Genomic DNA, 12,429 nt, shown 5'->3' with positions numbered 1-12,429 from the left:
GGGGAAATGAAAATGGCAAAAGTTTATTATGAGAAAGATGTAACAGTAAATGTATTAAAGGAAAAGAAAGTAGCAATCATCGGATATGGCTCGCAAGGTCATGCGCATGCGCAAAATTTACGTGATAACGGATTTGATGTAGTAGTAGGTTTAAGAAAAGGTAAGTCTTGGGATAAAGCGAATGAAGATGGATTTTCTGTATATACAGTAGCAGAAGCAGCGGAAAAAGCTGATGTAGTAATGATTCTACTGCCTGATGAATTACAACCAGAAGTATATAAAGCTGAAATTGAACCAAATTTACAAGCCGGAAATTCTCTCGTGTTCGCACATGGATTTAATGTTCACTTTGATCAAGTAAAACCACCAGCTAATGTAGATGTATTTCTAGTAGCGCCAAAAGGACCGGGGCATCTCGTACGCCGTACGTTCGCCGAGGGCGGGGCTGTTCCTGCACTATTTGCCGTATATCAAGATGCAACAGGAGTTGCGACTGAAAAAGCACTTTCTTATGCTGACGGAATTGGAGCAACGAGAGCTGGTGTATTAGAAACGACGTTTAAAGAAGAAACAGAAACAGATTTATTTGGAGAGCAAGCTGTACTCTGCGGCGGAGTGACTGCACTTGTAAAAGCAGGGTTTGAAACGTTAGTTGATGCGGGATACCAGCCTGAACTTGCATATTTTGAATGTTTACATGAACTGAAGCTAATCGTTGACCTTATGTATGAAGGTGGACTTGAAAATATGAGATATTCAGTTTCAGATACAGCGCAGTGGGGAGACTTCGTATCAGGACCACGCGTTGTTACTGAAGATACGAAGAAAGCGATGGGGGCAGTATTAGCAGAAATTCAAGATGGTACATTTGCAAGAGGCTGGATTGCAGAGCATAAAGCAGGAAGACCAAATTTCCACGCGACAAATGAGAAAGAGAATGAACATGAAATTGAAGTAGTTGGACGTAAATTACGTGAAATGATGCCTTTCGTACAGCCGCGAGTAAAGGTAGGGATTAAATAATATGAAGCAGATTTTGTTCATGGATACAACGCTTCGTGATGGCGAACAATCACCAGGAGTAAATTTAAATGAACAAGAGAAATTACAAATTGCTAGGCAATTAGAGAGGCTTGGTATTCATGTAATGGAAGCTGGATTCGCGGCAGCTTCCGAAGGTGACTTCCAATCAGTAAAACGCATCGCGAATACAATTCAAAATGCTACGGTTATGAGTTTAGCTAGAGCGAAAGAAAGTGACATTCGAAGAGCATATGAAGCAGTGAAAGGTGCTGTATCTCCTCGTCTACACGTATTTCTAGCTACGAGTGATATTCATATGAAATATAAACTTTGTATGTCAAAAGAAGATGTGTTAAATAGTATTCATCGTTCGGTTACGCTTGGAAAATCATTATTTCCGACAGTACAATTTTCTGCAGAAGATGCGACAAGAACATCGAGAGCATTTTTAGCTGAAGCAGTAGAAACTGCGATTCGCGCAGGAGCGAATGTAATTAATATTCCGGATACAGTTGGATATACGAATCCAGAAGAATATTATTCTCTTTTCAAATACTTACAAGAATCCGTTCCATCATATGAAAAAGCGATTTTTTCTTGTCACTGTCACGATGATCTTGGTATGGCAGTAGCAAATTCGTTAGCTGCGGTTGAAGGCGGAGCATTGCAAGTAGAAGGAACGATTAATGGCATTGGAGAAAGAGCAGGGAATGCAGCGTTAGAAGAAGTTGCGGTTGCTCTTCATATTAGAAAAGATTTTTATAAAGCAGAACCTTCTATGACTTTAAAAGAGATTAAGGCGACGAGTACATTAGTAAGCAGGTTAACGGGTATGGTTGTACCGAAAAATAAAGCAATCGTTGGAGCGAATGCATTTGCTCATGAATCAGGCATCCACCAAGATGGGGTTCTAAAAGAAGTAACAACTTATGAAATTATCGAACCAGCGCTTATAGGAGAATCTCAAAATCTCTTTGTACTTGGGAAACATTCTGGCCGTCATGCGTTTACGGAAAAAATGAAAGAGCTTGGTTATGAATTTACAAATGAAGAGCGAGATGCGGTATTCGAAGCGTTTAAAAAATTGGCTGATCGTAAAAAGGAAATTACTGAGGAAGATTTACGCGCACTTATGCTTGGTGAAGCAGCATTTGCAGCCCAGCAATATAACATTACGCAATTACAAGTGCATTTCGTATCAAATAGTACACAATGCGCAACAGTTGTGCTGAAGGATGAGGAAGGAAATGTATATGAAGATGCAGCCACTGGTTCTGGTAGTATTGAAGCGATATACAATGCGATTCAAAGAATTTTAGGACTAGAATGTGAATTGGCAGATTATCGCATACAATCTATTACACAAGGTCAAGATGCACTTGCTCACGTTCATGTTGAATTAAAAGAAGGTAGTCACCAAATATCAGGTTTCGGAGTTGCGCAAGACGTATTGGAAGCGTCGGCGAGAGCTTATGTCCATGCAGCAGGGAAATTAAAATCTCTTATAGCGCTTGTGAAATAAATATTTGATAGGTGAGAGAAGTTTTCCTCACCTATCAAATTAAAGTTCTGAAAATTCAGTTAAAAGGAGTGTTAAAAATGGAAAAACGTATCGTTTGTTTAGCTGGTGATGGTGTCGGTCCAGAAGTTATGGAAAGTGCGAAGGAAGTATTGCATATGGTAGAAAGGCTATATGGACATCATTTTCATTTGCAAGATGAGTACTTTGGTGGTGTTGCTATCGATTTAACTGGGCAACCATTACCACAGCGAACACTTGCCGCCTGTTTAGCGAGTGATGCGGTTTTACTTGGAGCAGTAGGTGGACCAAGGTGGGATAGTGCGAAAGAAAGGCCTGAGAAAGGATTATTAGCATTAAGAAAAGGACTCGGTGTATTTGCGAATGTTCGCCCTGTAACGGTAGAAAGTGCAACTGCACATTTATCACCATTAAAAAATGTGGATGAAATTGATTTCGTTGTCGTTCGTGAATTAACAGGCGGAATTTATTTTTCTTATCCGAAAGAGCGAACGGAAGAAGTGGCGACAGATACACTTACGTATCATCGCCATGAAATTGAACGTATCGTTTCGTATGCTTTTCAATTAGCGAATAAGCGGAAGAAAAAAGTAACATCTATTGATAAAGCGAATGTTTTAGAGTCTAGTAAACTATGGAGAGCTGTGACAGAAGAAGTAGCACTTCGCTACCCAAATGTGGAAGTAGAACACATTTTAGTAGATGCAGCGGCTATGGAATTAATTCGAAATCCAGGAAGATTTGACGTTATTGTAACGGAAAATTTATTTGGTGATATTTTAAGTGATGAGGCTTCAGTATTAGCTGGATCATTAGGAATGCTTCCATCAGCAAGTCACGCTGAAAAGGGGCCTTCATTATACGAGCCTATTCACGGATCAGCGCCGGATATTGCGGGGAAAAATAAGGCGAATCCAATTGCGATGATGCGTTCTGTTGCAATGATGCTTGGGCAATCGTTCGGATTAACGAGGGAAGGATATGCAATTGAAGAAGCAGTTTCTGCAGTCCTTAAATCAGGAAAATGTACAGCAGATATCGGGGGGACTGAAACGACAATTTCATTTACAAAGGCAGTTATTCAAGAAATGGAAGAGCAAGCGTTAGTAGGGAGAGGAAAATAATGGGGAAAAGGTTACTAGATAAGCTTTGGGAAAGACATGTAGTTGCGACTAATGAAAATGGATTGGATTTATTATATATCGATCTACATCTTGTTCATGAAGTAACGTCACCGCAAGCCTTTGAAGGCTTGCGGCTTACAAATCGAAGAGTCCGCAGACCAGATTTAACATTTGCAACGATGGATCATAATATTCCAACGAAAGATGTTTGGAATATTACCGATCGTATTGCGAAGCAGCAACTAGATACACTTCGGGAAAATTGTAAACAATTTCAGGTGCCATTAGCGGATATCGGAGATGAAGAGCAAGGGATCGTTCATGTTATAGGACCAGAACTTGGACTCACACAGCCAGGAAAAACGATTGTTTGTGGTGATAGTCATACAGCAACACACGGTGCTTTTGGTGCACTAGCGTTTGGTATTGGTACGAGTGAAGTGGAACATGTATTGGCAACGCAAACTTTATGGCAACGAAAGCCGAAAGCGATGGGCATTGAGTTAAAAGGAAAGTTACCGCAAGGTGTTTATGCGAAAGATATTATTTTACATCTCCTTTCAAAGTACGGAGTAGCAGTTGGAACAGGTTACGTAATGGAGTTTTACGGAGAGACCATTCATGCTATGGATATGGAAGAGAGGATGACGCTTTGCAATATGGCAATTGAAGGGGGAGCAAAGGCTGGTATTATTGCACCAGATGAAAAAACGGTTGCTTACGTAAAAGGGCGTAAATATGCGCCGAAAGACTATGAATCTATTAAGAAAAAATGGTCAGAACTTTATACAGATTTAGATGCAGTTTATGATTTACATATTTCAGTAGATGTTACGGATTTAGCGCCGTACGTTACGTGGGGAACAAATCCTAGTATGGGTGTTCGGATTGATGAGAAATTGCCAGAAAAGTATGATGCAAATGACGAAAGAGCGTTTTCTTATATGGGATTGAGTCCCGGACAAAGTACGTATGACATTCCAGTTCAACATGTTTTCATTGGATCTTGTACAAATTCTAGGCTTTCTGACTTAGAAATTGCTGCATCTGTCGTGAAAGGTAAGAAAGTAAAAGAAGGTGTGCGAGCACTTGTTGTACCCGGATCTCAAAGGGTAAGAGAAGCAGCGATGCATAAAGGATTACATCGCATATTTGAAGAAGCTGGATTTGAATGGAGAGAGCCCGGATGCTCAATGTGTCTAGGTATGAATCCAGATCAAGTGCCTGAAGGAGAACATTGTGCCTCTACGTCAAATCGCAATTTTGAAGGAAGACAAGGAAAGGGAGCACGAACGCATTTAGTTAGCCCGGCAATGGCGGCTGCGGCTGCGTTATATGGTCATTTTGTTGATATTAGAAAGGAGAGTTATGATGGAGCCATTTCGTATTCATAAAGGTACTGCCGCAGTACTGATGAATGATAACATTGATACAGATCAAATTATTCCGAAGCAATATTTAAAGAGAATTGAAAGAACTGGGTTTGGGAAGTTTTTATTTGATGAGTGGCGATATGATAATAATCGCCAAGAAAACCCTAATTTTCCTCTTAATGCACAAGAAAGAAAAGGAGCCAGCATATTAATTACAGGTGATAATTTTGGATGTGGCTCGTCAAGAGAACATGCTCCATGGGCGCTTGCTGATTATGGTTTCCGCGTTATTATCGCTGGAGGATTTGCCGATATCTTTTATATGAATTGTATGAAGAATGGCATGTTACCGATTGTAATGGATAAAGATATGCGTGAACAACTTGCTAAAACAGATGCGAGGGAACAAATCACAGTTGATTTAGAAAATGAAGTAATTACAACGAATACGCATAGATTCCATTTTACAATCGAGAAAATGTGGAAAGAGAAGTTATTAAATGGTTTAGATGAAATTAGTATTACAATGCAATATGAACAAGAAATAAAAGAGTATGAAAGAAAAGTGGCTTTATATTAAAAAAGTGACGGAATATTAAAAATGTATTTACATTCAAAATTAACTGTTATATACTATGTGAAAATCAGAGGAGAAAGGGAGTAAGTATTATGAATATCGTGCGATCTATTACAATGCTTACACAACTACATCATCATACATGAAACCCTTGAACCTAGCGTGAAAACGTGTAGGTACAAGGGGTATTCCCGTTGTACCTACACTCTATTGAAGAGCCTTGTAGGTATTTTGTCTACAAGGCTCTTTTTATTTTCGGCTTAGGTGAATGAAATCGGCATACATTAGAAGGGGAAAGGTGTGAAAATTTAGATGACAAAATGGAAGCGGGCAAACCCGAATGGAACGAGAGATTATTTATTCGAAGAATGTACATTAATTGAAGAAGTGGAGCAAAAATTAAGGCTTACTTTTTTAGAGAGAGGTTATGAGGAAATAAGAACACCTACAATTGAATTTTATGATGTTTTTGCATTTCAAAATAGACCGATAGATGAAGGGAAGATGTATAAATTTTTTGATGAAAAGGGAAGGATTATCGTTTTACGTCCAGATATGACAATTCCTTTAGCGAGAGTTATTGGAACACAGAGATGGGATACGCCACTTAAAGTGACGTATAGCGGGAATGTATTTCGAGCAAATGAATCCCATTCTGGAAAATATAATGAAATCGTACAAAGTGGTATTGAAGTTATCGGGATTGATAATGTAAGAGCTGAAATTGAATGCGTAATAAGTGTCATTCAAGCACTTCAAAAGTTGAATGTGCAATCTTTTACAATTGAGATTGGGCAAGTACAGTTATATAAATGTATTGTAAAAAAGCTCTCCATCCATGATGAAGAAGAAAGGGTACTTAGAACGTATATAGAAAGTAAAAATTATGCTGCCCTCTCAAATTTCATCGGAGAAAAGAAATTAGATCGATGCGATGAGACAGTAAGATTACTTGAGAAATTACCGAGGCTATTTGGAAATTTAGAAGTTATTGAGGAAGCAGAAAAGCTTGCTTCAAGTAATGAAATGAAAATGGCAATTGCAAGAGTAAAAGAAATGTATGAAACAATGGAAACGTTAGGATATGGTTCTTACATATCAATTGATTTAGGCATGATTCAACACTTAGATTACTATACGGGTGTTATTTTCAAAGGATATATATATGAAATTGGAGAAGAAATCGTTAGTGGCGGAAGATATGATGAGCTAATTGGGAATTTTGGAGAAACGCTGCCGGCTGTTGGACTCGCGGTGCAAGTAAATCAAATTGTGAAGGCGCTACAAGAGCAGCAAGAACCATATGAACGAAATCAAATTGATATTGTGATTCATTATGAGTTAAATAGATTAGCAGAAGCAGAAAGGTTACGAAATTTACTTCGAAAGGACGGGAAAAATGCCTGGTTATCTCTATTCTCTAATTTAAGCGATACCTTTCAATTTGCAAGAAAAAATAAAATAGGAACGGTCGTTGAGGCAAAGAATGAATACTTAGTGGAATATGTGTGGAATGAGAAATGGGTAGTCCAGAAAGAAGGAGAGACTTCATGCGTAACATTCAAATTGCGTTAACGAAAGGAAGATTAGAAAAACATGTAATTCCACTCTTTGAGCAGATTGGAATTGATTGTTCGGAACTCAAAAATAAAGGTCGGAAGCTTGTATTTCAAAGTAAAAATACAAATGTTTCATTTATTTTAGTAAAAGCGGTTGATGTTGCTACTTATGTAGAACATGGGGTAGCTGATATTGGGATCGTTGGAAAAGATATTTTAATGGAAAACGAGAAAGATATTTATGAAATGCTGGATTTAGGAGTAGGGATTTGTAAGTTTTGTGTTGCTTCTATTCCTACGTATAATCCGAAAAGTTACCGGAAGAAAAGAATTGCTACGAAATACCCACATATTACTTCTACTTATTTTCATGATAAGGGAGAGGACGTAGAAATTATTAAAATAGAAGGTTCTGTAGAAATCGCTCCTCTTCTTGGATTGGCAGATGCAATTGTAGATATTGTTGAAACAGGAAAAACATTACAAGAGAATGGACTTATTGTATTTGAGGAAATGCACTCTATATCGGCTCGGATGATTGTAAATAAGGCGGCCTTAAAAACTAAAAAAGACGAAATATTCAGTATTGTAAATATGATGGAGCAAGAAATCTTATCAGGGAAATAGGAGGACTTAAAATGGAAATCATTTATGAAGACTTTAAGGAGGCATTATCTAAAATAAAAGTGCTAAGAGAAAACGCTAATATAATAGAAGAAACTGTTCAAAGAAGTGTAAGAGAAATCATTAGAAATGTAAGGGAAGGGAAAGATGAGGCTTTATCTTTCTATACAAAAAAGTTTGATGGTGTAGAGATGAAAGATTTTTGTGTAAGTGAAGAAGAAATACAGCAAGCGAGTATGCTTGTAGAGAATTCATTTTTAGAAGCTTTAAAAGAGGCGAAGAAAAACATTGTTTCGTATCACGAAAAGCAAAAGAAGTACTCAATATTCGATTGTGAAAGTAAAGGCATAATTAGAGGACAGCTCATTCGGCCATTAGAAAATATAGGTGTATATGTACCGGGTGGGACAGCCTCATATCCTTCTTCAGTATTAATGAATGTATTGCCGGCGAAACTCGCAGGTGTGAAAAAGATTGTAATGGTAACACCGCCGAGGAAAGAAGGAATTGATCCTCATATATTAGCTGCTGCAAATCTTGCGGGGGTAGATGAAATTTATACGATAGGTGGCGCGCAAGCAATTGCGGCTTTAGCATACGGGACGGAATCGATTCCGAAAGTGGATAAAATAGTTGGACCGGGAAATTTGTACGTCGCTCTAGCGAAACGAGAAGTATACGGAATAGTAAATATCGATATGATTGCTGGTCCATCAGAAATTGTAGTTGTCGCGGATGAAACAGGTAATGCAAAATATATCGCAGCGGATTTATTATCGCAAGCAGAGCATGATGAGAGAGCAACGGCAATTTGTATTACAACGAATATGGAACTAGCTAAAGAAGTAGAAAAAGAGGTAGAAAGACAGTTAGAAATGTTACCAAGAAGTGAAATTGCACGTGAATCAATAAATAGAAATGGAGCCATCTTTATCGTTCCTTCTTTAGAGGAGGCACTAAAGTTATCAAATGAAATTGCTCCAGAACATTTAGAGTTACATATAAAAGAACCGATGAATGCTCTAGATTATGTGAAACATGCAGGCTCTATTTTCCTTGGGCCATATGCACCTGAACCGCTCGGGGATTATTTGGCGGGACCGAATCATGTATTACCAACGAGCGGAACGGCAAGATTTTTTTCTCCGTTATCAGTCGATGATTTCGTGAAAAAATCAAGTTTTATTTCTTATACGGAGGAAGCATTAAAAAATGTACAGCATCATATTGTAGAGCTTGCAAATAAAGAAGGGTTACATGCACATGCGAGAGCAATCCAAATAAGGTTAGAGGAGGAAAAATAATGCGTCAGTCCAGTCAAGTACGTCAGACGACAGAAACAAAAATTAAATTAAGTTTGCAGCTTGATGAAAGTACGAATGTATCTATTCAAACGGGGATTGGTTTTTTCGATCATATGCTGACTTTATTTGCTAGACATGGAAGATTTGGATTGCAAGTTGAGGCAGAAGGTGATGTATTTGTCGATGCACATCACACCGTTGAAGATGTTGGAATTGTACTCGGAAATTGCTTGAAAGAAGCATTGCAAAATAAAGAGAGAATTAATCGTTACGGTTCAGCGTATGTACCGATGGATGAATCTTTAGGATTTGTCGCAATTGATATAAGTGGACGCTCATATTGTGTATTTCAAGGGGAATTAACAAATCCGAAGCTCGGGGATTTTGATACAGAATTGACGGAAGAATTTTTTAGAGCAGTTGCACATGCTGCCAATATTACATTACATGCGCGCGTTCTATATGGAAGTAATACACATCACAAAATTGAAGCATTATTTAAAGCTTTTGGTAGAGCGCTTAGAGAAGCGGTCGAAAAAAATGCCAACATTACTGGTGTAAATTCAACGAAAGGGATGTTGTAATTGATTGCCATTATAGATTATGGAATGGGGAATATTCGTAGTGTAGAGCAAGCATTAAAATATATTGGGGCAGAGCACATTGTAACGAGTGATAAAGAAGAGATATTGAGAAGCGATGGCGTGATTTTACCGGGAGTAGGTGCATTTCCGAAAGCGATGGAAGTATTAGAAGAAAGAGATTTAGTGTGTGTACTAACAGAAGTTTGTGATATAGGAAAACCACTCCTCGGTATATGTTTGGGCATGCAGCTTTTATTTGAACGAAGTGAGGAACTAAAAGGTTGTAGTGGGTTAGGTTTACTACCAGGGGAAATTCGTAAGTTAAAAGTTTCGTATAAAATTCCTCATATGGGATGGAATGAATTAAGGAAGGAAAGAGAATTTCCGCTTTGGAATGGATTAGTAGATGGTTCTTTCGTGTATTATGTTCATTCATATTACGCGGATTGTCCAGATGAAATTGTATGCGGAGTAAGTGATTATGGAATGCAAGTACCAGGGTTTGTAGCGAAAGGAAATGTATTTGGTGCACAGTTTCATCCAGAAAAAAGTGGTGAAATTGGCATGCAAATATTAAAAAATTTTCAAGGGGTGGTAGAAGCATGGAAATCTTCCCGGCTATCGATTTAAAGGAAGGGCGATGCGTTAGACTTTATCAAGGAGAGTTTAGTAAAGAAACGGTGATGAATGAAGATCCGGTAGCGCAGGCGATCATATTTGAAAAGCTTGGAGCGGAAATACTACACATTGTTGATTTAGACGGTGCAATTGCTGGCGAGTCGCTAAATTTTCTCGTCATTGAAAAAATCTGCAAGGCGGTACGTATTCCTGTGCAAGTGGGAGGAGGAATTCGTTCACTTAAAGCGGTGGAGAAGTTATTGTCAGTAGGTGTAGAAAAAGTGATTTTAGGAACAGCGGCTCTTTATGATAAGTCATTTTTAGAGGAAGCAGTTCATCTATATAAAGAGAAAATCATTGTTGGAATTGATGCGAAAAATGGTTTCGTAGCAACGAGAGGTTGGCTTGATTTGTCTGAAATTTCTTATATTAGTTTAGCGAAACAAATGGAAAGTTTAGGTGTTCAAACGATTGTGTTTACAGACATTTCGAAAGACGGGACGCTTGCAGGGCCAAATTTTGAACAATTGACGTTACTTCAAAAAAGTGTGGGCATTCGTCTCATTGCCTCTGGAGGAGTGGCATCTATTCAAGATGTGAAAAAGTTAAATGATATGAATATATATGGTGTCATAATTGGAAAGGCGCTTTACGAGAAAAAGATTGATTTAGAAGAAGTATTACAGGTAACGAAGTTATGTTAGCGAAACGAATTATTCCATGTCTAGATGTGAAAGAAGGGCGAGTCGTAAAGGGTGTAAATTTTATAGGATTACAAGATGTCGGTGATCCGGTTGAAATAGCTGAAGCATATAACGAGGCAGGGGCAGATGAAATCGTATTTTTAGATATTACGGCGACCCATGAAGGAAGAAAAACGATTATAGATGTTGTAGAAAAAACAGCAGCAAAAGTATTTATTCCTCTTACGGTTGGCGGGGGGATTTCAAGTGTGAAAGATATGTACAATTTACTAAGAGCTGGAGCAGACAAAGTTTCAATAAACTCAGCGGCAGTGCGAAACCCGAAGCTAATCGAAGAAGGGGCAGAACACTTTGGATCACAATGTATTGTCGTCGCAATTGACGCTAGAAAAGTAGCGGAAGATAAATGGAACGTATACGTCAACGGTGGAAGAGTTGACACAGAAATGGATGCTATAGAATGGGCGAAGCGTGTTGTTAAGCTCGGGGCGGGTGAAATTTTGTTAACGAGTATGGATGCAGATGGAACGAAAAGTGGATATGATCTTCGTTTAACAGAAGAGATTTCAAAAAGTGTTTCCATTCCAGTCATCGCATCAGGGGGCTGTGGTCATACGGATCACATTATAGAAGTTTTTCAAAAGACAACGGTTGATGCAGCGTTAGCGGCATCCATATTTCATTATGGTGAGGCGACAGTGCAGAGTGTAAAGCGAAAATTAAGAGATGCAAATGTTGAGGTGCGGTTATGAAACCTAATTTTTCAAAAGGATTAATACCAGCAATTGTCATCGAAGAAGGTACGAAAGAAGTTTTAATGCTAGCTTATATGAATGAAGACGCATATGAAAAAACGTTAGAGACGAAAAGAACATGGTTTTATTCTCGTTCGAGGCAGTCGTTATGGAAAAAGGGAGAAACATCAGGGAATGTTCAATATGTGCAATCTCTATACTTAGATTGTGATCAAGATTCAATTGTTGTGAATGTGAAACAAGTAGGGCCTGCTTGTCATACGGGGGAGAAGACATGCTTTCACTATCAAATTATATAGGGGGGATACATATGGAAAATGCCTTTAAGTTGCTGTATAAAACAATTGAAGAACGAAAGGAAAGCCCACTTCCTGAATCGTATACAAATTATTTATTTTCAAAAGGAGAAGATAAAATTTTAAAGAAAATTGGTGAAGAGTGCGCTGAAGTAATTATCGCATGTAAAAATAATGATAAAGAAGAAGTAGTGAAAGAAATGGTTGATGTATTTTATCACTGTTTCGTTTTATTGGCTGAAAAAAATATTGCATTGGAAGATGTCATGCGAGAGGTGAAAGAACGAAATGGAAAGCTTTCGAGAGTTGGGGATAGAAGGGAAATAGATACATTATAAGGGGGAATGT

14 protein-coding genes are annotated in these 12,429 nt (G+C 38.2%); all 14 read left to right on the top strand.

The genetic code is table 11. The features are described 5' to 3' along the window. Positions 1-12: 12 nt before the first annotated feature. Positions 13-1,023 carry a ketol-acid reductoisomerase gene (ilvC, locus tag MHI28_RS09875; protein WP_001151745.1) on the top strand — a complete coding sequence of 337 codons (1,011 nt, stop codon included), beginning with the start codon at positions 13-15 and terminating at the stop codon, positions 1,021-1,023. A gap of 1 nt (position 1,024) precedes the next feature. Beyond that, a complete protein-coding gene (gene leuA / locus MHI28_RS09870) occupies positions 1,025-2,545 on the top strand; it encodes a 2-isopropylmalate synthase (protein WP_000809594.1) in 1,521 nt (506 codons plus the stop codon). A gap of 77 nt (positions 2,546-2,622) precedes the next feature. After that, positions 2,623-3,687 carry a 3-isopropylmalate dehydrogenase gene (leuB, locus tag MHI28_RS09865; RefSeq protein ID WP_000415387.1) on the top strand — a complete coding sequence of 355 codons (1,065 nt, stop codon included), beginning with the start codon at positions 2,623-2,625 and terminating at the stop codon, positions 3,685-3,687. After that, on the top strand, positions 3,687-5,081 hold the full coding sequence (leuC, locus tag MHI28_RS09860) for a 3-isopropylmalate dehydratase large subunit (protein WP_000518094.1): 1,395 nt from the start codon (positions 3,687-3,689) through the stop codon (positions 5,079-5,081). The genes leuB and leuC overlap by 1 nt, the downstream gene beginning before the upstream one ends. Then, a complete protein-coding gene (leuD, locus tag MHI28_RS09855) occupies positions 5,059-5,640 on the top strand; it encodes a 3-isopropylmalate dehydratase small subunit (RefSeq protein ID WP_000433191.1) in 582 nt (193 codons plus the stop codon). The genes leuC and leuD overlap by 23 nt, the downstream gene beginning before the upstream one ends. A 309-nt stretch (positions 5,641-5,949) precedes the next feature. Beyond that, positions 5,950-7,212, top strand: coding sequence for an ATP phosphoribosyltransferase regulatory subunit (locus MHI28_RS09850; protein ID WP_000170303.1), 1,263 nt, complete (start codon positions 5,950-5,952; stop codon positions 7,210-7,212). Next, positions 7,188-7,823, top strand: coding sequence for an ATP phosphoribosyltransferase (gene hisG / locus MHI28_RS09845; RefSeq protein WP_001244492.1), 636 nt, complete (start codon positions 7,188-7,190; stop codon positions 7,821-7,823). The genes MHI28_RS09850 and hisG overlap by 25 nt, the downstream gene beginning before the upstream one ends. An 11-nt stretch (positions 7,824-7,834) precedes the next feature. Continuing rightward, on the top strand, positions 7,835-9,124 hold the full coding sequence (gene hisD, locus MHI28_RS09840; RefSeq protein ID WP_000402916.1) for a histidinol dehydrogenase: 1,290 nt from the start codon (positions 7,835-7,837) through the stop codon (positions 9,122-9,124). Continuing rightward, complete coding sequence (hisB, locus tag MHI28_RS09835; protein ID WP_001249962.1) at positions 9,124-9,708, top strand: imidazoleglycerol-phosphate dehydratase HisB; 585 nt, start codon at positions 9,124-9,126, stop codon at positions 9,706-9,708. The genes hisD and hisB overlap by 1 nt, the downstream gene beginning before the upstream one ends. Beyond that, complete coding sequence (gene hisH, locus MHI28_RS09830) at positions 9,709-10,338, top strand: imidazole glycerol phosphate synthase subunit HisH (RefSeq protein ID WP_000560347.1); 630 nt, start codon at positions 9,709-9,711, stop codon at positions 10,336-10,338. After that, entirely contained in the window at positions 10,311-11,030 is a 720-nt protein-coding gene (hisA, locus tag MHI28_RS09825; protein WP_000402290.1) for a 1-(5-phosphoribosyl)-5-[(5-phosphoribosylamino)methylideneamino]imidazole-4-carboxamide isomerase, read from the top strand. Before hisH ends, hisA begins: the two co-directional genes overlap by 28 nt. Next, complete coding sequence (hisF, locus tag MHI28_RS09820; RefSeq protein WP_000880105.1) at positions 11,024-11,782, top strand: imidazoleglycerol phosphate synthase cyclase subunit; 759 nt, start codon at positions 11,024-11,026, stop codon at positions 11,780-11,782. The genes hisA and hisF overlap by 7 nt, the downstream gene beginning before the upstream one ends. Then, positions 11,779-12,084, top strand: coding sequence for a phosphoribosyl-AMP cyclohydrolase (gene hisI / locus MHI28_RS09815; protein ID WP_000803958.1), 306 nt, complete (start codon positions 11,779-11,781; stop codon positions 12,082-12,084). The genes hisF and hisI overlap by 4 nt, the downstream gene beginning before the upstream one ends. Before the next feature lie 11 nt (positions 12,085-12,095). After that, positions 12,096-12,419, top strand: coding sequence for a phosphoribosyl-ATP diphosphatase (gene hisE / locus MHI28_RS09810; RefSeq protein WP_000426355.1), 324 nt, complete (start codon positions 12,096-12,098; stop codon positions 12,417-12,419). Positions 12,420-12,429: the final 10 nt, after the last annotated feature.

The organism is Bacillus sp. FSL K6-0268 (assembly GCF_038005425.1).
GTDB lineage: Bacteria > Bacillota > Bacilli > Bacillales > Bacillaceae_G > Bacillus_A > Bacillus_A thuringiensis_S.
This window is presented reverse-complemented; position numbering and strand designations above follow the sequence as displayed.